This is a genomic window from Planomonospora sp. ID91781 (genome assembly GCF_015711595.1).
Lineage (GTDB): Bacteria > Actinomycetota > Actinomycetes > Streptosporangiales > Streptosporangiaceae > Planomonospora > Planomonospora parontospora.
On record NZ_JABTEY010000001.1, the window covers coordinates 3,273,112 to 3,294,888 of the forward strand.

The 21,777-nt window shown below is 73.5% G+C and carries 20 protein-coding genes; 14 read left to right on the forward strand and 6 right to left on the reverse strand.

Translation table 11 applies throughout. The annotated features are described in order from the left end of the window. Nucleotides 1-62: 62 nt before the first annotated feature. Nucleotides 63-521 carry a PH domain-containing protein gene (locus tag HS048_RS14910; protein ID WP_068894178.1) on the forward strand — a complete coding sequence of 153 codons (459 nt, stop codon included), beginning with the start codon at nucleotides 63-65 and terminating at the stop codon, nucleotides 519-521. Between the two features lie 27 nt (nucleotides 522-548). Here HS048_RS14910 and HS048_RS14915 read toward each other — a convergent pair whose 3' ends face one another. Both HS048_RS14915 and HS048_RS14920 read right to left on the reverse strand, forming a co-directional pair. Further along, nucleotides 549-1,226 carry a TrkA family potassium uptake protein gene (locus HS048_RS14915; protein ID WP_191893192.1) on the reverse strand — a complete coding sequence of 226 codons (678 nt, stop codon included), beginning with the start codon at nucleotides 1,224-1,226 and terminating at the stop codon, nucleotides 549-551. Continuing rightward, the gene (locus HS048_RS14920; protein ID WP_196467913.1) at nucleotides 1,219-2,592 is read right to left on the reverse strand and encodes a potassium transporter TrkG; all 1,374 of its coding nucleotides are present in this window, start codon (nucleotides 2,590-2,592) and stop codon (nucleotides 1,219-1,221) included. The genes HS048_RS14915 and HS048_RS14920 overlap by 8 nt, the downstream gene beginning before the upstream one ends. Before the next feature lie 133 nt (nucleotides 2,593-2,725). Here HS048_RS14920 and HS048_RS14925 point away from each other — a divergent pair, with 133 nt between their 5' ends. Genes HS048_RS14925 through HS048_RS14940 form a run of 4 tightly spaced genes read left to right on the forward strand, consistent with a single transcriptional unit; the run spans nucleotide 2,726 to nucleotide 6,437 of the window. Next, nucleotides 2,726-3,622 (forward strand): MoxR family ATPase, encoded by an 897-nt coding sequence (locus tag HS048_RS14925; RefSeq protein WP_307832478.1) that lies wholly within the window; start codon nucleotides 2,726-2,728, stop codon nucleotides 3,620-3,622. After that, entirely contained in the window at nucleotides 3,606-4,712 is a 1,107-nt protein-coding gene (locus HS048_RS14930) for a VWA domain-containing protein (RefSeq protein ID WP_307832479.1), read from the forward strand. The genes HS048_RS14925 and HS048_RS14930 overlap by 17 nt, the downstream gene beginning before the upstream one ends. Beyond that, nucleotides 4,705-5,841, forward strand: a complete 1,137-nt coding sequence (locus tag HS048_RS14935) for an XdhC/CoxI family protein (protein ID WP_068894175.1) — start codon at nucleotides 4,705-4,707, stop codon at nucleotides 5,839-5,841. Before HS048_RS14930 ends, HS048_RS14935 begins: the two co-directional genes overlap by 8 nt. Beyond that, a complete protein-coding gene (locus HS048_RS14940) occupies nucleotides 5,838-6,437 on the forward strand; it encodes an NTP transferase domain-containing protein (protein ID WP_196467255.1) in 600 nt (199 codons plus the stop codon). Before HS048_RS14935 ends, HS048_RS14940 begins: the two co-directional genes overlap by 4 nt. A 93-nt stretch (nucleotides 6,438-6,530) precedes the next feature. Here the strand turns inward: HS048_RS14940 and HS048_RS14945 are convergent, their stop codons facing one another. Further along, the gene (locus tag HS048_RS14945; protein ID WP_231647113.1) at nucleotides 6,531-7,439 is read right to left on the reverse strand and encodes an endonuclease/exonuclease/phosphatase family protein; all 909 of its coding nucleotides are present in this window, start codon (nucleotides 7,437-7,439) and stop codon (nucleotides 6,531-6,533) included. Between the two features lie 175 nt (nucleotides 7,440-7,614). On the opposite strand from HS048_RS14945, the gene HS048_RS14950 reads away from it, so the two are divergent. The 7 genes from HS048_RS14950 to HS048_RS14980 all read left to right on the forward strand — a co-directional run bounded on the left by HS048_RS14950 (nucleotide 7,615) and on the right by HS048_RS14980 (nucleotide 14,305). After that, on the forward strand, nucleotides 7,615-8,655 hold the full coding sequence (locus tag HS048_RS14950) for an LLM class F420-dependent oxidoreductase (protein WP_068894448.1): 1,041 nt from the start codon (nucleotides 7,615-7,617) through the stop codon (nucleotides 8,653-8,655). Between the two features lie 330 nt (nucleotides 8,656-8,985). Continuing rightward, entirely contained in the window at nucleotides 8,986-10,299 is a 1,314-nt protein-coding gene (locus HS048_RS14955; RefSeq protein ID WP_231647112.1) for a dicarboxylate/amino acid:cation symporter, read from the forward strand. A gap of 326 nt (nucleotides 10,300-10,625) precedes the next feature. Beyond that, nucleotides 10,626-11,186 carry an elongation factor P gene (gene efp, locus HS048_RS14960; RefSeq protein ID WP_068894172.1) on the forward strand — a complete coding sequence of 187 codons (561 nt, stop codon included), beginning with the start codon at nucleotides 10,626-10,628 and terminating at the stop codon, nucleotides 11,184-11,186. Then, the gene (gene nusB, locus HS048_RS14965) at nucleotides 11,186-11,596 is read left to right on the forward strand and encodes a transcription antitermination factor NusB (RefSeq protein WP_068894171.1); all 411 of its coding nucleotides are present in this window, start codon (nucleotides 11,186-11,188) and stop codon (nucleotides 11,594-11,596) included. Before efp ends, nusB begins: the two co-directional genes overlap by 1 nt. Nucleotides 11,597-11,718: 122 nt before the next feature. After that, on the forward strand, nucleotides 11,719-12,477 hold the full coding sequence (locus HS048_RS14970) for a bifunctional 2-polyprenyl-6-hydroxyphenol methylase/3-demethylubiquinol 3-O-methyltransferase UbiG (RefSeq protein ID WP_068894170.1): 759 nt from the start codon (nucleotides 11,719-11,721) through the stop codon (nucleotides 12,475-12,477). Between the two features lie 37 nt (nucleotides 12,478-12,514). Continuing rightward, nucleotides 12,515-13,747: a DNA polymerase IV gene (gene dinB / locus HS048_RS14975; protein WP_196467256.1), complete on the forward strand. Its 1,233-nt coding sequence runs from the start codon at nucleotides 12,515-12,517 to the stop codon at nucleotides 13,745-13,747. Nucleotides 13,748-13,900: 153 nt separating this feature from the next. Continuing rightward, on the forward strand, nucleotides 13,901-14,305 hold the full coding sequence (locus HS048_RS14980; RefSeq protein ID WP_068894447.1) for a DUF3040 domain-containing protein: 405 nt from the start codon (nucleotides 13,901-13,903) through the stop codon (nucleotides 14,303-14,305). 270 nt (nucleotides 14,306-14,575) lie between these two features. Here the strand turns inward: HS048_RS14980 and HS048_RS14985 are convergent, their stop codons facing one another. From HS048_RS14985 to HS048_RS14995, 3 genes are all read right to left on the reverse strand, one after another. Then, on the reverse strand, nucleotides 14,576-17,020 hold the full coding sequence (locus HS048_RS14985; RefSeq protein WP_196467257.1) for a DUF3488 and transglutaminase-like domain-containing protein: 2,445 nt from the start codon (nucleotides 17,018-17,020) through the stop codon (nucleotides 14,576-14,578). Next, nucleotides 17,017-18,294 carry a DUF58 domain-containing protein gene (locus HS048_RS14990; protein WP_230880833.1) on the reverse strand — a complete coding sequence of 426 codons (1,278 nt, stop codon included), beginning with the start codon at nucleotides 18,292-18,294 and terminating at the stop codon, nucleotides 17,017-17,019. Before HS048_RS14990 ends, HS048_RS14985 begins: the two co-directional genes overlap by 4 nt. A 109-nt stretch (nucleotides 18,295-18,403) precedes the next feature. Continuing rightward, on the reverse strand, nucleotides 18,404-19,381 hold the full coding sequence (locus HS048_RS14995) for a MoxR family ATPase (RefSeq protein WP_191893200.1): 978 nt from the start codon (nucleotides 19,379-19,381) through the stop codon (nucleotides 18,404-18,406). A 502-nt stretch (nucleotides 19,382-19,883) separates the two neighbouring features. Here HS048_RS14995 and mraZ point away from each other — a divergent pair. Both mraZ and rsmH read left to right on the forward strand, forming a co-directional pair. Next, complete coding sequence (gene mraZ / locus HS048_RS15000; protein WP_068894165.1) at nucleotides 19,884-20,315, forward strand: division/cell wall cluster transcriptional repressor MraZ; 432 nt, start codon at nucleotides 19,884-19,886, stop codon at nucleotides 20,313-20,315. A 434-nt stretch (nucleotides 20,316-20,749) separates the two neighbouring features. Beyond that, a complete protein-coding gene (gene rsmH, locus HS048_RS15005; RefSeq protein WP_068894164.1) occupies nucleotides 20,750-21,742 on the forward strand; it encodes a 16S rRNA (cytosine(1402)-N(4))-methyltransferase RsmH in 993 nt (330 codons plus the stop codon). Nucleotides 21,743-21,777: the final 35 nt, after the last annotated feature.

A 21,777-nucleotide genomic window follows, 5' to 3' on the forward strand; every position in this document is an offset into this window, starting at 1 on the left:
CCGGACCGGCGGCCCCGGCGACCGTCCGACCAGCGGTTCCGCAGAGGGAAAGTGATCGTCAAGTGAGCCCCGAGAACGTCGTCCCGCCCCCGCTGCCCGTCGTGTGGCGGCCGAAGACGGGGCGGATCGTGGCCTACGGCTTCGCCGTCGTGCTCATGGTGGGCGCGGTGGTCATGGCGGTCTTCCTGCCGCCGCCGTTCACCCTCGCCGACAAGGTCGCGGTGGTCGCGCTGGCCGGGGTGGTCGCCGGGGTGCTGCACCTGCTGGGCCGGTGCCGGGTGGAGGCGGACGAGCAGGGGATCACCCTGGTCAACGCCCTGCGGGTGCACCGCTACGAGTGGCCGGAGGTGCTCTCGGTCACGCTGACCGAGGGGGAGCCGTGGGCGAAGATCGACTTCGCCGACGGGATGACCCTCGGGGCCATGGGACTGCAGGGGTCGGAGAAGGGCCGGACCGTGCGCCAGGTGCGCGAGCTCGCCGCGCTCATCCGCGAGCGCGGCGAGGCCCGGGAGCGCGGCTGAGCGCGGCCGGCGGTCCCGCCGCGGGGCTCAGGTCTCCTCGGAGAAGCGCTCGGCCTGGTCGGTTTCGCCCGCGACGAGCAGGGTGTCGCCGGAGCCGATGACGGTCTGGGAGGTGGCGTAGGTGAACCTGGCGCCGGGCTTCTTGACCGCGACCACGGTCACGCCGTACTCCGTGCGGATGCCGAGGTCGCCCAGGGTCCTCCCGGCCGCCCAGCCGGGGGCCTTGGTCTTGACCAGGGCGTAGTCCTCGTCGACCTCCACGTAGTCGAGCATCCGGCCGGTGACCAGGTGCGCGACCCGCTCGCCCATGTCCGCCTCGGGCTGGACCACGTGGCGGGCGCCGACCCGCTGCAGGATCCGGGCGTGCTGGCGGCTGATCGCCTTGGCCCAGATGTCGGGCACGCCGAGGTCGGTCAGGATCGAGGTGGTCAGGATGCTCGACTCGATGTCGGTGCCGATGCCGACGACCGCCCGGCCGAACTCGGCCACGCCCAGCTGGGTCAGCGCCTCGGGGTCGGTGGAGTCGGCGCAGACGACGTGGGTGAGCCGCCCGGAGAACTCCTGCACGTTCCTGGAGTCGCTGTCCACGCCGAGCACCTCGACGCCGCGGACGACGAGCTCGGCCGCCAGGGACCCGCCGAAGCGGCCCAGGCCGATGACCACGACGGCGGCGTCGCGGTCGACGCGGTTCTTCTTCTCAGCCAACGAGGGGACGCTCCTCCGGGTAGCGGAACCTGCGGGTCTGGACGCGCAGGGCCAGTGCGGCGCCGAGGGTGACCGGGCCCAGCCGGCCGATGAACATCAGGGCCGTCAGGACCAGGTGCCCGGCGGTGCCGACCTGGGCGGTGATCCCCGTGGAGAGCCCGACGGTGCCGAACGCGGAGATCACCTCGAACAGTACGCGGTCGAGCGCGAACGGGGTCAGCATCATCATCACGAGCGTGCCGGTGACCACCGCCGCCACGCTGACCAGGGCGATGGTGAGCGCCTGGCGCTGCAGCTGCTCGGCGATGCGGCGGCGGCCGGCCGTGACGTCGGGCTCGCCGCGCAGCTCGGCCAGGATGACGTAGCCCAGCAGCGCGAACGTGGTCACCTTGATGCCGCCCCCGGTGCTGGCGCTGCCCGCGCCGATGAACATCAGCACGTCGCTGATCAGCCAGGAGTTCTCGTGCATCTGGGAGGTGTCGACGGAGTTCAGGCCGCCGCTGCGGGTCATCGCGCTGTGGAAGAAGCCGGCCAGGATGCGCAGGCCGGGGGAGAGCGGGCCGAACGTCGCGGGGTTGTTCCACTCCGAGATCGTGATGGCCAGGGCGCCGCCGGACAGCAGGATCGCGGTCATCCCGAGAGTGATCTTGGCGTGCAGCGACCACCGGGACGGCCGCCGCCAGTGCCGCCGCAGGACGGCGTAGACCGGGAAGCCCAGGCCGCCGACGACCACGGTCAGCGCCAGCGGCAGGCAGATCCACACGTCGCGGACGAACCGCATCACGCTGTCGGGCCAGAGCGCGAACCCCGCGTTGGTGAACGCCGAGACCGAGTGGAAGATCCCGTAGTAGACGGCGCGGCCGAGCGGCTCGCCGTACCCGATCACGAAGCGGGCGGCGAGGACGGCGGCCGTCACCGCCTCCACCGCCAGCGTGACCTTGGCGACGCCCACGATCACCTGGCGGATGTCGCCGGGGCCGAGGGACTTGGTCTCGGCCTGGGTGCTGAGCCGGGCGCGCAGCCCGAGCTTCCCGGAGACGAGCAGCGCGAGGATCGAGGCCAGCGACATGATCCCGAAGCCGCCGATCTGGATCAGCACCAGGATCACGACCTCGCCGAAGGTCGTCCAGTGCGCCGCGGTGTCGAGCACGGCCAGGCCGGTGACGCAGACCGCCGAGGTCGCGGTGAACAGCGCCGAGGTCCACGACGACTCCTGGCCCGGCTCGACCGCGACGGGCAGGGAGAGCAGCCCGGTGCCCGCCAGGACCACTCCGAGGAACGCCAGGACGACCACTCTCGAGGGCGAGGTGACCCGCCCGGCCGGATTGCTCACCGGGAGAGGATACCGGCGTCCGGGACCGATCATCAGGATCGGGCCGTCCGGGCCGCCCGCGCCGTCCGCGCTGTCCGGGCCGTCCGGGCGGCAGCCGCGCGGCGGCTGCGCGGTGGCCGCGGCGCGACCCTGGATTCCCGGGGTCCCCGGCGCGTACCCTGAGGCCGTGCTGAGGCGGACAATCACGGCAGCGGACCTCGCCTCGCCCGGGCAGCTCTCGGAGCTGCTCGACCGGCGGGCCTACCTGGCCGACGAGGGACTGGCGACGGCGGCGTTCCTCGCGCTGCGGATGGGCCGCCCGCTGTTCCTGGAGGGCGAGGCGGGCGTCGGCAAGACCGAGCTGGCCAGGACGCTCGCCGACGTGCTGGACGCGCCGCTGATCCGGCTCCAGTGCTACGAGGGGCTGGAGGGCTCCCAGGCCCTCTACGACTGGGACTTCGCCCGGCAGCTGCTGCACCTCAAGGCCGCTGAGGCGGGCGGGGGCGCCGACGCGGCCCGGCTGGAGGACGAGGTCCACGACCGGCGCTTCCTGATCGCCCGGCCGCTGCTGCAGGCGGTCGAGACCCAGCCCAGCGTGCTGCTCGTCGACGAGGTCGACCGGGCCGACGTGGAGTTCGAGGCGATCCTGCTGGAGGTCCTGTCCGACTTCGCGATCTCCGTTCCGGAGCTCGGCACGATCCGCGCCCGGACCCCGCCGGTGGTGGTGCTGACCTCCAACCGCACCCGGGAGGTGCACGACGCGCTCAAGCGGCGCTGCCTCTACCACTGGCTGGAGCACCCCTCCTTCGAACGCGAGGTGGAGATCCTGCTGCGCCGGCTCCCCGAGTGCTCCAGGACGCTCGCCGAGCAGGTCGCCGGGGCCGCCGGGCGGCTGCGCGGGGCCGGGCTGGTCAAACCGCCCGGCGTCGCCGAGACCCTCGACTGGACCGAGGCCCTGCTCACCCTGGGCGCGCGCGAGTTGGACCCGGGGCTGGCGGCGGCCACGCTGGGCGCGCTGCTCAAGCACCGGGAGGACCACGAGGCCGTGCGCGGGAACGGACTCCTCGGTGCCCCCCTCGGCTGACGTGGCGCCGAGGGAGCTGGTGGCGGTCATGACGGGGTTCGCCAGGAGCCTGAGGGCCGCCGGGGTCCCCGCCGACCACGAGCGGACCCGGAGCCTGCTGCGCGCGCTGGCCCACCTGGACGCCGCCCGGCCCGGCGACGTGTACTGGGCGGGCCGCGCCACCCTGTGCGCCTCGGCCGACGACCTGCCCCGCTACGACCGGGTCTTCCGGGCCTACTTCGGCGGGACGCGCCCGGGCCGCGCGCGGCAGGAGGCGGTCACCGTCACCCGGCACACGGCGCCGCCCGGCGGGACCCCCGGCGAACCCGGCGGGGACCCGCCCCTGGCCGCCGGTGCGAGCCCGGCGGAGGTGCTGCGCGGTCGCGACGTGGCCGGGATGACCGCGGCGGAGCTGGCCGAGGTGCACCGGCTGCTCGCCCTGCTCCGGGCCGGGCGCGAGCGGCGCCCGTCCCGCAGGTTCCGGCCGGCGCGCCGGGGGCGGCTCGACGTCCGGCGGACGGTGCGCGAGGCCCTGCGCCGGGGCGGGGAGCCCGCCCGGCTGCACCGTCGCGCCAGGAGGACCCGGCCCCGCCGGGTCGTGCTGGTGGTGGACGTGAGCGGATCGATGACCCCCTACGCCGACACCCTGCTCCGCCTGGCCCACGCGCTGGTCAGGTCCGAGCCGGGGGCCACCGAGGTGTTCAGCGCGGGCACCCGGCTGACCCGGCTCACCGCCGAGCTGCGCCACCGCGACCCGGACCGGGCGATGGAGGCCGTCTCGCGCGCGATCCCCGACTGGAGCGGCGGGACCCGGCTGGGGGAGGAGCTCCGGGAGCTGCTGCGCGGCGGCGACGCCCGGGGCGCGACCGTGGTGATCGCCTCCGACGGCTGGGAGCGCGGCGACGTCTCGCTGCTCGGGGCCCAGATGGCCCGGCTGTCCCGGACGGCGCACCGGGTGGTCTGGGTGAACCCGCACAAGGGCCGGGAGGGCTACCGGCCGCTCACCGCCGGGATGCGCGCCGCCTGGCCGTACATCGACGACTTCGTGGCGGGGCACAGCCTGGCCGCGTTCGAGGAACTGGCCCGGCTGCTGGGAGGCGCCCGTGCGTGACGTGCTGTCGCAGATCGTCCGCTGGTGGGAGGCGGGGGAGACCTTCGGGCTGGCCACCGTGGTGGCCACGTTCCGCAGCGCGCCCCGCCCGCCCGGCGCGTCGATGGCGGTGCTCGGCGAGGAGGCCGAGGGCAGCGTCTCGGGCGGCTGCGTGGAGGGGGCCGTCTACGAGCTGGCGGGCGAGGTGGCCGCCTCCGGCGAGCCCGTCCTGCAGCGGTACGGCGTGAGCGACGACGACGCGTTCTCGGTCGGCCTGACCTGCGGCGGCATCCTCGACGTGTTCGTGGAACCGGTCTCCAGGCGGACCTTCCCCGAGCTGGGGGAGATCGCCGCCTCGGTGCGCGGGCACGAGCCGGTGGCGGTGGCGACCGTGCTGTCGGGTCCCGGCCGGATCGGGGCCCGCCGGGTGGTCTGGGCGGACCGCTCGTCGGGCTCGCTGGGGCCGGTCCGGCTGGACGAGGCGGTCGACGACGACGTGCGGGGCATGCTCGCGCAGGGTCTCACCGGCGTCAGGCGGTACGGCGCGCACGGTGAGCGGCGCCTCGACGAGTTGTCCGTCTTCGTGCACTCCTTCGCCCCGCCGCCCCGCATGCTGGTCTTCGGGGCGATCGACTTCGCCGCGGCGGTGGCCAGGATCGGGAAGTTCCTCGGCTACCACGTGGTGGTGTGCGACGCCCGGCCGGTCTTCGCCACGGCCAAGCGCTTCCCCGAGGCCGACGAGGTGGTCGTCAGGTGGCCGCACGACTATCTGACCTCGGCCGCGGTGGACGGGCGGACCGTGATCTGCGTGCTCACCCACGACCCCAGGTTCGACGTCCCGCTGCTGGAGGTGGCGCTGCGCACCCCCGCGGGCTACGTCGGGGCGATGGGCTCGCGCCGTACCCACGCCGACCGGCTGGAGCGCCTGCGCGAGGCGGGGCTGACGGAGGCGGAGCTGGCGCGGCTCCGCTCGCCGATCGGCCTGGACCTGGGCGCCCGGACCCCCGAGGAGACCGCGGTCTCCATCGCCGCCGAGCTGATCCAGCTCCGCTGGGGAGGGACGGGCCGGCCGCTCACCGGGGGATCCGGCCGCATCCACGGTGAGGGGCCCGGTGGCGGTCAGGGTGAGGGGCCCGGTGAGGGCGCGTGAACCCGGCCGACCGCGGAGGAGGGTGCGCGGGGCTGCTGCTGGCGGCCGGGGCGGGCTCGCGGCTGGGCAGGCCGAAGGCCCTGGTGGAGTTCGGCGGGGAACGGCTGCTGGACCGGGGGATCCGGACGCTCCGCGACGGCGGCTGCCATCCGGTGGTGGTGGTGCTCGGCGCGGTGACCGCGCAGGTGCGCGGAGCCGTGGCCGTGCGCAATCCCGGCTGGCGCTCCGGGATGGGCTCGTCGCTCCGGACCGGCCTGGAGGTGCTGCCCCCGGAGGCCGGGCACGCGGTGGTGGCGCTGGTGGACCAGCCGCTCATCGGGGCGGCGGTGGTCGGACGGCTCGTCCGGGCGGGGCTGGACGGCGCCCCGATCGCGGTCGCCACCTACGGCGGCGCGCGGCGGAACCCGGTGCTGATCGCCCGGGAGCACTTCGCGGGGGTCGCGGAGCTCGCCGTGGGCGACGTCGGAGCCCGGCCGTTCCTCCGCGCCCACCCCGAACTGGTCGTCGAGGTGCCCTGCGACGACCTGGGCGACCCGGCCGACATCGACACCCCCGCCGACCTGGCGAGACTGTCAGCGTCGCGATATGCGCAGTGAGGGGGCTCCGTCGTCTGGACTGAGGAGCGCGCGCAGCGAAGCGAGCACGCGACGAGGGAAGACGGCGGTTACCGGCCCCCGAGCCGCGACGCGTCAGCGTCGCGATATGCGCAGTGAGGCGACCGCGGCGCGGTGGTCGCTGCCGGCGGCGGGCTCGACGCCCGCGCTGGTGGCGGTGAGCCCTCGGTAGAGGATGTGGTCGGGGCGGGTGACCGGGAACGAGGCGGGCCAGGTGAATCCGAACCCCGTCCCGGCCTCCTCCTGGGCGTCGATGAGCGGCGGGACCAGGTCGGCGCGCTTGCGGTCGGTGGTGGCGGTGTTGAGGTCGCCGAGCAGCAGCAGGCGCTCGCTGTCGTCGGCGTCGACGAGCCGCCGGGCGTGGGCCAGCGTCCGGTCGCGCTGGGCCGTCTCGCCGGGCCGCGCCGAGGCCAGATGCACGACGTAGACGGTCACCCTTCCCTTGGGGGTCTCCACCACGGCCCGCAGCGCCCGCACCCAGTCCAGGCCGATGTCGGCCTGGCCCCGCTCGACGATGGGGAAGCGGCTCCACAGCCCGACCGTGCTGATCTGCACTTTGTGCGGGAAGAGGGTGTCGAGCTCCGCGGCGGCCGGGCCGCCGGGGGTCAGCTCCTGGGCGGCGAACAGGTCCCGGCCCTTGGCGACGGTCCGTACGGCCAGCCCGGAGGAGTCGTTGACCACACCCACGTTGAGCGTGGCGACGGACAGGTCGCTGGGGCCGCCCGGCGCGGTGCGCAGCAGGTCCGGGCCGAACATGACCCCCCACACCGCCGCCGGGAGCAGGGCCGCGGCGGCCGCGGCCCGCGATCTGGCGAGCGCCGCGCCGAGCAGCAGGAGGGGCACGGCGGTCCCGAGCCAGGGCAGCAGGCTCTCCAGCACGGGTGTGAACCCGCCGAACTCCGGTAGCAGCCCGTGCCCGCCGAGCACCAGGGACACCGCAACCGCCACCGCCACCACCACCGCGACGATCACCCGCTTCAGCACACCGCTCCTCGTCCGCAGTCCGTCCGCCGTTCGGGAAAAGGCGTTCCATGCCCTGGAACGCGTAGGGTACTCGCCCCACCGGGGGTTGGTGCGGGGCGGCGGAGTCGATAGCCTTTGTTGCGGAGACAACGGAACAACATTCGGTTTCGTCGGCGTGCGGAAGGACGATCTCACGATGCGTATCGGTATGGCCCTGAACTACTCGGGGGGCTTCAAGGAGACGGTGGCCGAGCTGGCCGACTACGAGAAGGCCGGTCTCGACATCGTCTTCGTCGCCGAGGCCTACAGCTTCGACGCGGTCAGCCAGATGGGCTACATCGCGGCCAGGACCGAGCGGCTGCAGATCGCCTCGGGGATCCTGCCCGTCTACTCGCGGACCCCGACCCTGCTGGCGATGACCGCCGCGGGCATGGACTACGTCTCCGACGGCCGCTTCACCCTCGGGCTGGGCGCCTCCGGGCCGCAGGTCATCGAGGGCTTCCACGGCGTGCCGTACACCGCGCCGCTCGGCCGGACCCGGGAGGTCATCGAGATCTGCCGCCAGGTCTGGCGCCGCGAGCGCGTCGACCACCGGGGCAAGCACTACACGATCCCGCTCCCCGCCGACCAGGGCACCGGCCTCGGCAAGCCCCTCAAGCTCATCAACCACCCCGTCCGCGAGCGCATCCCCGTGGTGATCGCCGCCATCGGCCCGAAGAACGTCGAGCTCGCCGCAGAGATCGCCGAGGGCTGGGAGCCGATCTTCTACATGCCGGAGAAGGCCGCCGACGTCTGGGGGCCCTCGATCGCGGCCGGGAAGGCCAAGCGCGACCCGGAGCTCGGCGAGCTGGACGTCATCGCCCAGGCGAGCCTCGCCATCGGCGAGGACGTCTCGGGCTGGCTGGAGCTCGGCCGCCCCATGGCCGCCCTCTACATCGGCGGCATGGGCGCCAAGGGCAAGAACTTCTACAACGACCTCGCGCGCCGCTACGGCTACGAGAAGGAGGCCGAGCAGATCCAGGAGCTCTACCTGTCCGGGAAGAAGGACGAGGCCGCGGCCCTCGTCCCGCAGGAGCTGCTGGAGTCGATGTCGCTGATCGGCTCGGAGGGCTTCGTCCGCGACCGGCTCCAGGCGATGCGGGAGTCCGGCGTGACGACGATCAACGTCACCCCGCTCGGCCGCACGCACGACGAGCGCATCCGGCTCATCGAGAAGGTCGGGGAACTCGCCTCCTGACGCGCCCGCCGGCCCCGGCCCCTGGCCCCGCCCCCGGCCGCAGCCGGGGCCCGGACCCGCCCGAGGGAGCCGGGCCCCTTCCGCGGGCCCGGATCCACGGCGGAATCCTGTGGCCCCTCTCACACGGCCGGGAGGAATGCCCCCGCAGGGGGAGGCGTTCCAACCCTTCGTGAGGTTCTCCCTGACGTCCGTGCGGCTGGTCGAGCGGCTCCACGTCGACCTGTGCCGTCTCAACGGCGATCTCTGTCGCTAGAACGCGCCTTCGAGTCCTTTCCCTCACCCCGCATGCCCGTGTCCGCTCCGGCATGCCCTTTCTCGGAAGTCACGTTCGTGAAGAGATTCTCCTTCTCCCTGCAACTCCTGCTGGGCCTCGCCGCCGGCGTCGCCCTGGGCCTGGCCGCCCGCGCCGGGGAGGTCGCCTGGCTCACCACCGCGCTGACCCAGGTCGGCTCGACCTTCGTCCAGCTCCTCAAGCTCGCCGTCCCGCCGCTGGTCTTCACCGCCGTCGTGGTCAGCGTGGCCAACCTGCGCAACGTCAACGGGGCCGCCCGGCTCGCCGGCAAGACGCTCGGCTGGTTCATGGCGACCTCGCTGGCCGCGGTGGCCGTCGCCATCGGCCTCGGCCTGCTGATCGACCCGGGCCGGGGCGTCACCATCGCCCTCGACGGCGCCAAGGCCGTGGACCTGGAGGGCGCCGGCACCTGGACCGACTTCCTGACCGGCATCGTCCCGACCAACATCGTCACCGCGTTCGCCGAGGTCAAGGTCCTGCAGATCGTCTTCCTGGGGATCGTGTTCGGCGCCGCCGCGATGGCGGCCGGCGAGAAGGCCGAGCCGTTCCTCGCGTTCAGCCGCTCCGTCCTGGAGCTGGTCCAGAAGGCCCTGTGGTGGGTCATCCGGCTGGCCCCGATCGGCACCGCGGGCCTGATCGGCAAGGCCGTGGCCACCTACGGCTGGGACCTGCTGGCCCCGCTGGCCAAGCTCAGCGCCGGCGTCTACCTCGGCTGCCTCGCGGTCCTGCTGGTGGTCTACCCGGCGCTGCTCTCCCTCGTCGGCAGGGTGAGCCCGGTCACCTTCTACCGCAACGCCTGGCCCGCCATCGAGCTGGCCTTCGTCTCCCGCTCCTCGGTCGGCACCATGCCGCTGACCCAGCGCGTCACGGTCGAGCGCCTCGGCGTCGACCGCGACTACGCCTCCTTCGCGGTGCCGTTCGGCGCCACCACGAAGATGGACGGCTGCGCCGCGGTCTACCCGGCGCTCGCCGCGATCTTCGTGGCCCAGGTCTTCGGCGTCCAGCTCGGCCTCGGCGACTACCTGCTGATCGCCTTCGTCTCGGTGGTCGGCTCCGCCGCCACCGCGGGCCTGACCGGCGCGATCGTGATGCTCACCCTGACCCTGAGCACGCTCGGCCTCCCGCTGGAGGGGGTCGGCCTGCTGCTGGCCATCGACCCGATCCTCGACATGATCCGCACCGCCACCAACGTCGCCGGCCAGATGGTCGTCCCGGTCCTGGTGGGCAGGTCGGAGGGGCGCCTGGACGAGGACGTGCTGAACGCCCCGCCGCAGTCCCTGGAGGAGCCGCCCGCCGCGGCGCCCGCAGGCCGGGACGCGGACTCCAGGGACGCCGAGCCCGCCCTGGTCTGAGCGGGCCCCGCAGGCCGTACGGCCCGCACCCGGCCGGGTGCGGGCCGTACGGCCTGCGGCGGGTCCGGCGGACCCGCCTGCGGAGCCGGAGCGCGGGTGCGGGCACGGTAGACTAGACGATCGAGTTCCGATCACCGATCCGCCCCCCGGGCCCGCCGCAGGGACAGGGCCCGCAGGGGACCCCGCAGAGACCCTGCGGGGACAAGGCGCTCAGGGCGCCCCCGCAGGGGAGGCGCCCATGACGCGTGAGGACGGGCCGGAGCTCCCCACACCGGACGACCAAAGAGCTGCTCGTCCCCAAGAGCGGCCGTACGCAGGAGAAACCAGTGGCGACGACGAACGACCTCAAGAACGGTCTCGTGCTCAAGCTCGAGGGCGGTGAGCTCTGGACGGTTGTGGAGTTCCAGCACGTCAAGCCCGGCAAGGGCGGCGCGTTCGTTCGCACCAAGCTCAAGAACGTGATGTCCGGCAAGGTCGTCGACAAGACCTTCAACGCCGGTGTCAAGGTCGAGGTGGCCAACGTCGACAAGCGCGAGATGCAGTTCTCCTACATGGACGGCGAGGAGTTCGTCTTCATGGACACCGAGACCTACGACATGCTCCACGTCTCGCGCACCGCCGTCGGCGACGCCGCCAACTACCTGCTGGAGAACATGCTCGCCACCGTGGCGATCAACGAGGGCAACGTGCTCTACGTCGACCTCCCCGCGGCCGTCGAGCTCACCATCGCCGAGACCGAGCCTGGCCTGCAGGGCGACCGCTCCACCGGCGGCACCAAGCCCGCGAAGCTGGAGACCGGCGCGGAGATCAAGGTCCCGCTCTTCATCACCACCGGCGAGAAGGTCAAGGTCGACACCCGCACCGGCGATTACCTCGGCCGCGCCTGATGTCGGCACGCGGTAAGGCGCGCAGGCGCGCGCTGGACGTCCTGTTCGAGGCCGAGGCGCGCGGGGAGGACCCGCTCCGGGTGCTCGCCGAGCGGCTCGAGCGGGCCGACCCGCCGGTCAACGAGTACACCTCGACGATCGTCGAGGGCGTGTGCCGCCACCGGTCGCGCATCGACGAGCTGATCACCACCTACGCCGAGGGCTGGACGCTCGACCGCATGCCCGCGGTCGACCGCAACCTGCTGCGCGGCGGCACCTACGAGCTGCTCTGGATGCCCGACGTCCCCGAGGGCGTCGTCATCAGCGAGTGGGTCGGCCTGGCCTCCGAGCTGTCGACGGATGAGTCGCCGCAGTTCGTCAACGGGCTGCTGGCCCGGTTCAAGCAGCTCAAGCCCTCTCTGGCGCTGTAGGGACCGCGGCACGCGGGAGGGTTCGCCCCCTTCTGCGGGCGGGCGTGCGCCCGCGCGCGTCGCCGGTTCCACCGGCGCGGCGTAGGCTGGGCTCGTCACCGACGTAAGGAGGCGATCGGAAGTTGCATGCCGTAGGCACCTCACGACAGCCCGGGGCTCCGGCGGTCCGCACCGCCGTCGTCTGGGACGTCCTGCGGGCGGCGCTGGCCGATCGCGTGGCCGTGACCGGCCGCGACCGACTCGACATCGTCGACGCCGGGGGCGGCACCGGGGGTTTCGCCGTGCCGCTCGCCGCGCTCGGGCACGCCGTCACGGTCGTGGACCCCAGCCCCGACTCGCTGGCCGCGCTGGAGCGCCGCGCCGCCGAGGCGGGAGTGGGCGTCCGCGCGCTGCAGGGGGACGCGGCCGACCTGGGCGAGCTCCTCCCGGCCGACGGCACCGACCTGGTGCTCTGCCACAGCGTGCTGGAGTATGTCGAGGACCCCGGCGGGGCGCTGGCCGCGATGGCCCGCCTGTTGCGGGAGGGGGGCATGGTCAGCGTGCTGGCCGCCAATCCGTTGGCCGCCGCGCTGCACCGCTCCGTCTCGGGCCGGTTCGACGAGGCCCTGAAGGTCCTCGGCGACCCCGAGGGCCGCTGGGGCGACCGCGACCCCACGCCCCGGCGTTTCACCCGCGAGTCCCTGGTGCGGCTCCTCGGCGCCTCGGGCCTGCGGCCGGGCGAGGTCCACGGTGTGCGCGTCTTCGCCGACCTCGTGCCGAGCAGGCTGCTCGACGGCGAGCCCGGGGCGGCCGGAGCGCTGATCGCCCTGGAGCAGGCCGCGGCCGAGCACCCGGTCCTCCGCGACATCGCCTCCCAGCTGCACATCCTCGGCCACCGATGAGGCCCGCACCGAACGGGTGTTCCCATAGGATGGCGCCGTGTCGAGGAAACAGCAGGTGCCCCGCCCCGGTTCCGACCTCGGCGGGGACGACAGCGGCTGCCCGATCCTCCATGCCGACATGGACGCCTTCTTCGCGAGCGTCGAGCTGCGGGAGCGGCCCGAGCTCGTCGGCACGCCCGTCATCATCGGCGCGCCCGGCCCGCGCGGCGTCGTCCTCAGCGCCACCTACGAGGCGAGGAGGTACGGCGTGCACTCGGCGATGCCCATGACGCGGGCCCGGCGGCTCTGCCCGCGGGCCACGGTCATCCCGCCGAGCCACGGCAAATACTCCGAGGTGTCCCGGGGCGTCATGGAGATCTTCCGGACCTTCACCCCCGAAGTGGAGCCGATAGCCTCCGACGAGGCCTTCCTGGACGTCTCTGGGGCGCGCCGGCGGCTCGGTCCGCCGGCCCGGATCGCCGCCATGATCCGCGAGCGGGTCGCCGCGGAGCACGGCGTCACCTGCTCGGTGGGTGTGGCGAGCAGCAAGCTCGTGGCCAAGCTCGCCTCGCAGCACTGCAAGCCCGACGGGCTGTTCGTCGTGCCCGCCGACCGGGTGGTGGACTTCCTGCACCCCCTGCCGGTGGCGGTCCTGTGGGGCGTGGGGGAGCGCACGGAGCGCTCCCTGGCCCGGCTCGGCGTGCGGACCGTCGGCGACCTCGCCAGGACGCCGGTGGAGACCCTCCAGCGCGAGCTGGGCCGGGCCTCCGGCGCGCACCTCGCCGCGCTGGCCTGGGGCCGCGACGACCGGCGGGTGACCCCGCACGTGCCCGACAAGAGCATCGGCGCGGAGGAGACCTTCGCCGTGGACGTGGACGACCCGGTGGAGATCCGCAGGGAGCTGCTCCGGCTCTCGGAGCGGGTCGCCGCGAGGCTCAGGGAGGGCGGTCACGCCGGCCGTACGGTCAGCGTCAAGCTCCGCCGCCCCGACTTCACCACGCTCTCCCGGTCCCGGACGCTGGCCGAGCCCACCGACGTCGCCCGGGAGCTCTACTCCGTCGCCTGCGACCTGTACGTCGCCTCCGGCCTGGAGGGGGCCCTGGTCCGCCTGGTCGGCGTGCGGGTGGAGAACCTGCTCCCCGCCGGCGCGGCCCCCCGGCAGCTCGCCCTCGGCGAGCGGGAGGCGGGCTGGCGGGAGGCCGAGCGGGCGATGGACCGGGCGGCGCGGAGGTTCGGCCGCGACGCGGTGCTCCCGGCCTCGCTCGTCCGCACCCGATCCGAGGAGGAATAGCCGTGATCGCACCTCCGGTTTGGACTACGTTGGACGTTTTCTTTCGTCTACGTCTACAGCCTCGTATTCTGGGGATAACCGACCGCGAGGTTCGGACACCCCGTGTCGTCCGTCACCGTTTTCCCCGTCCTGGGGCTGTCCTTGGGAGGCGCCGTGCCGCTCTCTGAGCACGAGCAGCGCCTGCTCGACCAGATCGAGCAGGCCCTCTACGCCGAGGACCCGAAGTGGGCCAATACCGTAAGGATCAGTGATCCGCGCAGTCACTACAAGCGGCGTCTGGTGAAGGCCTCCATCGGCTTCGTCCTCGGCGTCGTCCTGTTGATGGTCGGCGTTGTGATCAACCTCATCCCCCTCGGCGTCGGCGGTTTCGTGGTCATGCTCGCCGCGTGCTTGTGGGGTCTGTCCAGTTGGAAGCGGATGAACGGGTTCGGTGAGGGCTCATCGTCCCCGGCTCCCCGCGGGCAGCGAGGAGGCAAGGCGGCGGGCCGCGGCGGCTCCCGTCAGAGCTTCATGGAGCGGATGGAAGAGCGCTGGCGCCGTCGCCACGACGAGCGCTGACCTCTCCCGCCTTCCGCGGGTCAGCGGATGAGCCGCCCCCACGGGGCGGCTCACGGTTCGCCCGGCGCCTTCGCGCGCCACGGCGGCCCGGTGACGGCTCCACCATCCCCTGAAGCCGTTCCCTGCCGTCGGCGCCCGCCTCCCGACGCCGTCTCCCGCTCCGCTACGCCGCTCCCCGCTCCGGTCCGGGAGCGGGCGCCACCGGGTTCCCGCGCGGTCCCCTGCATGGGAAAGGGCCCCGGCGCGCCGGGGCCCTTTCCCATGCCTCCGTCAGGCGTCCCTGCGGGCCGGGAGCCGGAGCCGGATGTTCCCGAGCCGGTCGAAACCGTCCAGTATCCGCGCCCCCGCCGCGCGGATCCGCAGCAGTGTGGACGGCGGGAGCAGGACGGCCCGGATCCGCCTTCCGCGCGACGCGGTGGCGGCCAGGGCCCGCCGGACGCGCCGGACGTCCTCGGTCAGGGGCCCGGCCGCGCCGGGTGCCCTGGCGAAGAGCAGGCGCTCCACCGCGGCGGCGATCCTCGTCACCGAGGCCGCCGCCTCCGCGTCGAACCCGTACTGCCGCACCAGGCGCCGGGCCAGGGCCCGCGGGCTCTCGCTCGGCTCCCGGGCCATGCCGTAGTCGCACAGGGCGTCGTCGAGATCCGCCCAGGCCGCGGTGACCGCCGCCGCCGTCCTCCCGTGCTCGGCTCTGACCGCCGTGACGCCCGCCGGTTCCGCCGCCTCCGAGGCCGGTCCGGACTCCCGGCCGGGCGCGGCCTCCCGGGAGTAGAGGCTCCGGCGCCGCCGCCGCGTCCCGTAGCCGAGCAGCGCCGGGACCAGCAGGACCAGCAGGGCGGCCGCCACGCCGATCCCCGCCTTCGCGGCGACCGGCACCCCCTCGTCCACCGCGAGCGGCACGCCGCCGAAGTCGCGGTCGAGCGCGGGGTTGCGGCGGGCGGCGGACGGTCCGCTCGACGGGTCCGCGCCGGTGGAACCGGCGCTGGGGGTCGCGGACGGCTCGGCACCCCGGTCGGTGAGGACCTCCGGGTAGGTGTAGGGGGGCCGGGAGCCGCTGGCCTGCCCGACCGGGCCCGACGGGGTGGGCTCGAAGCGGAGCCAGCCCGCGCCCTCGAAGTAGAGCTCGGGCCAGGCGTGCGAGTCGTGCGTGCGCACGTTCCAGCGGCCGGAGACGCTGCCGCCGCCGGTGTAGCCGATGGCGACCCGGGAGGGGATGCCCAGGACCCGGGCCAGCACCGCCATTGAGGCGGCGAACTGCTCGCAGTACCCGGACCTGCTGCGGAGCAGGAAGTCCGCCAGGGCGGAGCCGTCGTGGCCCTGCGTGGCCAGGCTGTAGGTGAACCCGCCCTTGGTGGTGAAGAACTCCTGGAGCAGGATCGCCTTCTCGTACGGGGTGGCGCCCTCCCCGGTGACCTCCTCGGCCAGCCGCCGGATCTCCGAGGGCAGGCCGTCGGGGAGCGGCAGATATCTCTCCCGGACCGCCTCGGGGGCCGGTCCCGCCGCCTTGAGCATGGCCGCCGTGGGCCTGGGCTCGGCGCTGACGACCTCGTAGGAGGCCCCTCCGGCGGTGTCGGAGTGGGAGAACACCATGAGCGTCTCCCGGTCGGGCCGCCAGTCCCCGTCGATCCGGATCGTGCCCGGCGGGTACGGCAGCGGCAGGAACTTCAGGTCCTCGACCTCCTCGCTCACCGTGATCCGGGTGGTGACCTGGGCGGCGGGCACGCCCGGGCCCTGCCCCGGGGCGGGGGGCAGAGGTCCCGCGGAGGTGCGGTCCTCGGCCCGCCCGACCGGCTTCGTCATCGTCCACTGCTCGCCGTCGAAGACGTCCAGCGAGTACAGCCGCAGGTAGCGGGGGGAGTTGTCGCTGGTCAGATAGGTGAGGACGGTGGAGTTGGCCGGTAGCGAGAGCTCCCGGCGCAGGTTGGCCACCGGGTTGGGGAAGCTGATCGCGCTGCCGCTCCCGCCCTTGCCGCTGCCCACGCCGAAGCCGAACAGCGGGTCGGGCTCCAGGGTGGGCAGCAGCGCGGGCAGCAGGATGGCCAGGGCGATCGCGGTGAAGCCGACCCGCTTGCCCGACAGCCGCAGGGCGGAGGGGTCGTCGGCGGGACGGGGCGCGACGAAGGAGGGCGCCCGGCGCACCAGCACCGTCCGCCCCCAGTGACCGACCCGTTCCCGTCCGTCGGCGACCAGCAGCCCCAGGAAGCCCAGCGCGCCGAGGACGACCACCCACCAGCCGAGCGGGTCGTCGAGGAACGAGGCGGGCACCACGAACAGCGACAGCAGCGGCAGGCCGGCCAGCGCGGCCCGCCGCAGCCGGACCGCGAGGAAGTCGACGCAGATCGCGACCAGCCCGACGCCGCTGCAGGTGAGCAGGGTGATCCCAGAGGTGGAGGGGACTGGGACGGCGAACCGCTGGATGTCGGCGAACCCGTCGGCCGCCAGTTCCGCCAGCCGGAGGACCGAGTCCTTGGTGGGCACCGCCAGGGCCCACGCCTGCGAGCCGGCGAACACCGCCGTCAGGTAGATCCAGACGGCCGTCAGCTGTGCCGGCGGGACCAGCCAGTACGGCAGCGTGTAGCGGGTGGCCAGCACGCCGATCCCGGTGACCACGAGGATGATCCCGAGGCTGGTCCAGAACCAGGCGCCCCCCTGGAAGAGGGAATGGAGCGCGATCGCCACCGCTCCGGTGGCCACGCCGGACATGACGGGAAGTCTCATGAGCCGCCTCCGGTGAGTGCGAACCGCCCGCGCTGCGCCGCGTCCGGCCAGACGTCCGCGATCGGGACGCCCGCGGGCAGTCGTACGATGCGCCAGCCCGCTCCGGCGAGCACCGCCTGCACGGCCCTGTACTCCCGGCCGTCGCCGAGTTCGGGCCGCTCCCAGCCCGCCACGTCCAGCAGGACGGCGACGCCGGTGACGTTGCCGTGCCTGAGCCGGGCCAGGGACTGCGCCTCCTCCAGGGTGACGCCGCCGAGCACGGCCACGATCAGCCCGTCTCCGCCGCCCTGCCGCAGCGCGGTGACGCCGTACTCCAGCGATCGCGCCGAGCTGGTCCGGGCCACGGCGAGGGTGTCCAGCAGCGACCAGCTCTGCCCCGCGCCGGTGAGGTGCCCGGTGCCCTGCGCCGTGTCCTGCGCGATGCCCTGGTCGGTGACCAGGCGCAGGCCCAGCCCTTCGTGGGCCAGGTGGACGCCGATGGAGGCCGCGGCCGAGACCGCCACCTCGAAGGAGGAGCGGGGTCCCTCGCCGCGGTGCGCGTGCCTGCGGGTGTCCAGCAGCAGCGCGCCCCGGCTCTGCCACTGCTGCTCCTCGCGCCGGACCATCAGCTCGCCGTACCGGGCGGTCGAGCGCCAGTGCACCCGCCGCAGGTCGTCGCCCTGCCGGTACTCGCGCGGCGCGATGTCGTCGTCGCCCGCCGCCGCGACGCTCCTGGTACGGCTGTCGCCCCCACCCGTCCACTCGCCGGACAGGCGGACGTGGGGGAGGGCCACCACCTGGGGGGTCACCACCAGCGTGTCGCTGACGGTGAACGACCGGGTCAGCTCGACCAGGCCGAAGGGGTCGCTGATCCGGATCGAGAGGGGACCGATGGGGAAGCGGCCGCGCAGGTCGGAGCGGACCCGGTACTCGATCTCCCGGACGCCCCGCGGTTCCACCCGGTCCAGGACGAACCTGGGCCGGGCGCCGAGCGCGTAGGGGACGGTGTCCTCGATCAGCAGCAGACCGGTGGGCAGCCGGGTGACGTTCTCCAGCCGGAGGGTCACGGAGGCCTCGCTGCCGACCTCGGCCCGGGGCGGATCGAGGCGCCGCGCGCAGCTCAGCCGGTAGCGGGTGCGCGCCACCACCACGGCCGCGATCAGCGGGAGGGAGACGACGAGCACCCCGACGCGGAGCAGGTCGTGCTCCCCGATGAAGAAGGCGCAGGCCAGCGCCGCGAGCCCGGAGGCCAGGAAGGACCGGCCGCGCGTGGTGAGCGCCCTGAGCCCGGTCATCACGTCACCGTCCGGCACGGCGGGACGGCCGGAGGCGCCCAGCCGCGTCCGCCGCGCCGGCCGCGGCCGCGGAGCTCGCCGGGGGAGCCGGCCCGCCCGTCCCGCGGGCTCATCGGGCCTGCGCCTCGGGTACGGGGACCCGGCGGACCAGGTCGGCTATCACCTGCTCGGGCAGGCGGCGCTGGCCCTGGGCCTCGACGCTGGGCAGCAGGCGGTGGGCCAGCACGGGCAGGCACAGCTCCTGCAGGTCGTCGGGGATGACGTAGTCGCGCCCGGCGAGCGCGGCGTGCGCCCGGGCCGCGCGGACCAGCTGCAGGGTGGAGCGCGGGGAGGCGCCGAGCCGCAGGTCGGGGGAGTGGCGGGTGGCGGTGACCAGGTCGATCGCGTACTTCTTGATCGGCTGGGAGACGTAGACCGCGCGCACCGCCTCGATCAGGGCGCGGACCTCGGCGGTGGTGGCCACCGGCTCCAGCTTGTCGATCGGGGAGGTGGCGCCGTGCACGTCGAGCATCTCCAGTTCGGCGGCGGGCTCCGGGTAGCCCATCGCGATCCGCGCGGTGAAGCGGTCGCGCTGCGCCTCGGGGAGGGGGTAGGTGCCCTCCATCTCGATCGGGTTCTGGGTCGCGATCACCATGAAGGGCGCGTCGAGCGCGTAGGTCGTGCCGTCGACGGTGACCTGGTGCTCTTCCATGCACTCCAGCAGGGCCGACTGCGTCTTGGGCGAGGCGCGGTTGATCTCGTCGCCGACCACGATGTTGGCGAACACCGGCCCCGGCTTGAACTCGAACTCCCGGGTCTGCTGGTTGTAGGCGCTGACGCCGGTGATGTCGCTGGGCAGCAGGTCGGGGGTGAACTGGACGCGGCGCACCGGGCAGTCGATGGACCGCGCCAGAGCCTTGGCGAGCATGGTCTTGCCGACGCCGGGCACATCCTCGATGAGCAGGTGGCCCTCTGCCAGCAGGACGGTCAAGGTCAGGCGGATGACGTCGCTCTTGCCCTCGATGACCGATTCGATCGCCTCGCGGATCCGGTGCGCGGTGGCCACCAGGTCGTCGAGCCGAGGTGAGACGTCATGGGTTACTGCCACCAGGCCTCCATGAGGGTGCGGCGGTTGCGCGCCGGGGGTACGTGTTGCGAGGGCCGGCGTGGCCCCTCTCCCATTGTGAGTGCCGACCCTATGTCTCCGCGGGTTCCTCAGCGACTTTATGCGGTCATTGGGGTCTATTTCGGGTGAATGGCCCACAGTGTGCGCGATGAATGTTCGATTCGCGGGGATCCCGGGTGCGGATCCCGTGCCGATCCGCGACCTCTCCGGTACACGCTCCGCCCGCCCGCCGCTCCGGTCGGCGCGGGCGCCGCGGGAGGCTCCCGCCCCCGCCGACACGCCCGTGGCGATCGAGGGCCCGCTCGCCCGCTCCACTCGGCTCCACCCCTGCTGACCTGGGGAAATATCGAACAATTCGGGCACGAGCCGAGTCGGAATCAGTTGACGGTGGGGAGAAGTGGAGTATGGTGGTGCGCAGTGGAGGGCTGAGCTGTGGAGTGAGTGCAGCGCTGAGCGTTCCACTGGGCACGGGAGGTGAGGGCCGATGTTCCTCGGCACTCATCATCCGCGCCTCGACGACAAGGGACGGCTGTTCCTGCCGGCGAAGTACCGCGAAGAGCTGGCGGAGGGTCTGGTGATCACCAAAGGCCAGGAGCGCTGCCTCTACGTATTCCCCGTAGAGGAGTTCCAGCGCATCACCGAGGCTCTGCGAACCGCGCCGGTGACCGCGAAGGCGGTCCGTGACTACAGTCGCGTCCTCTTCGCCAGTGCGTCCGACGAGTTCGCTGACAAGCAAGGCCGTGTCACCATCCCGCAGGCTCTGCGTGAATACGCCCGCCTGCAGCGTGACTGCGTGGTCATCGGGGCCAACACCCGGTTGGAGATCTGGGACGCGCAGGCCTGGGACGCCTATCTGGCCGACCAAGAGCAGGCTTTCGCCGACCTGTCGGAGGAGGTGCTGCCAGGGATTCTGTGATTCCGCGGTCGACTCACGGTGAACACGTCGTTCGGCGAGGTCTCCACCCGCAACCAGTCGCGCACCAGCTGATGCACCTTCCCCGGTGTCAGGTGGTGCGGGGACACGCGGGTGCGGATGGGGACCTGGCCGGGCGGCCCCGGGGTGGGGGCCTGTCAGAGCCCGCTTCGTGAACCCCGTACTCTGCGGTGGCGGCGCCGGGACGGCGTCTCCCCGCGTTGCCACCTCGCTCCACCAGAAGCCTCGCCCGGTCCGCGCCCGTCGCGGGCCGGGCGAGGCTGGTCGGCGTCCGGACCGGGGCGCCTCGCCGCCGTGTGACGGGCCCGTCCGGGGACTCCGCCCGCGGCGGGGGAGGCCCGCGAAGCAGGTTCCACGACACCGATGAGCGTCCGCCGCGTATCCGCGAGCGAGGCGGCGAAGGGGGGGTGTGCCCGATGCACGCCGAGAACGACAGGAACGATCCTCAGGGGCCGGGCGGGCACGTGCCCGTGATGCTCGACCGCGTGCTCGAACTGCTGGCTCCCGCGCTGGACCGGCCCGAGCCCGTCGTCGTCGACGCGAACCTCGGCCTCGGCGGGCACGCCGAGGCCCTGCTCGCCGCGCACCCTTCGCTCCACCTCGTCGGGATCGACCGCGACCCCACCGCGATCGAGCGCTCCACGGCCAGGCTCGCGCCGTACGCCGGCCGGACCACGCTGGTCCGCGCGGTCTCGGACGAGCTCGCCGACGTGCTGGCCGGGATCGGCCGCCGGAGGATCGACGGCGCCCTGTTCGACCTGGGCGTCTCCTCGCCCCAGCTGGACGAGGCCGAGCGGGGCTTCGCCTACTCCTACGACGCGCCGCTGGACATGCGGATGGACCGGGAGGAGGAGCTGACGGCCGAGAGCGTCGTCAACACCTATCCCGTCGCCGACCTGATCCGGATCCTCCGTGATTACGGTGAGGAGAGATTCGCCCCGCGTGTCGCGCACCTAATTGCCAAGGAAAGGGCCAGGGAAGCCATAACGTCTACCAAGCGGCTTGCAGAGATCGTCCGCACGGCGATCCCCGCAGCCACGCGGAGAACCGGGGGAAACCCCGCAAAAAGGACGTTTCAGGCGTTGCGGATCGAGGTGAACGCGGAGTTGACGGCACTGGAGAGGGCGCTGCCCGCGGCACTCGACGCGCTGACGCTGGGCGGGCGCGTCGTCGTGCTCGCCTACCACTCTCTCGAGGATCGGCTGACCAAGCAGATCCTCACCGCGCGAACCCGGGACACCAGCCCTCCGGGGCTGCCCGTCCCGCTCCCGGCTCACCAGCCGAGGTTCGCCCTGCTGACGAAGGGGGCCGAGCTCCCGAGCGAAGAGGAGGTGGCCCGCAACCCGCGGGCGGCTTCTGCCCGGTGCCGGGCGGCAGAAAGGATCCGTGAGGCAGTTGACGAGAGCTGAGCCAGACGTCCGCCGCGCCGCGCCCGGCCGTGACA

Excerpts from the sequence above, each read along its gene's own strand:
- HS048_RS14920 (WP_196467913.1), bottom strand. The coding sequence starts at position 2,592 with ATGATCGGTCCCGGACGCCGGTATCCTCTCCCGGTGAGCAATCCGGCC.
- HS048_RS14950 (WP_068894448.1), top strand. The coding sequence starts at position 7,615 with ATGCGTATCGGTATGGCCCTGAACTACTCGGGGGGCTTCAAGGAGACG.
- nusB (WP_068894171.1), top strand. The coding sequence starts at position 11,186 with ATGTCGGCACGCGGTAAGGCGCGCAGGCGCGCGCTGGACGTCCTGTTC.
- HS048_RS14985 (WP_196467257.1), bottom strand. The coding sequence starts at position 17,020 with ATGAGACTTCCCGTCATGTCCGGCGTGGCCACCGGAGCGGTGGCGATC.
- HS048_RS14990 (WP_230880833.1), bottom strand. The coding sequence starts at position 18,294 with ATGACCGGGCTCAGGGCGCTCACCACGCGCGGCCGGTCCTTCCTGGCC.
- mraZ (WP_068894165.1), top strand. The coding sequence starts at position 19,884 with ATGTTCCTCGGCACTCATCATCCGCGCCTCGACGACAAGGGACGGCTG.
- rsmH (WP_068894164.1), top strand. The coding sequence starts at position 20,750 with ATGCACGCCGAGAACGACAGGAACGATCCTCAGGGGCCGGGCGGGCAC.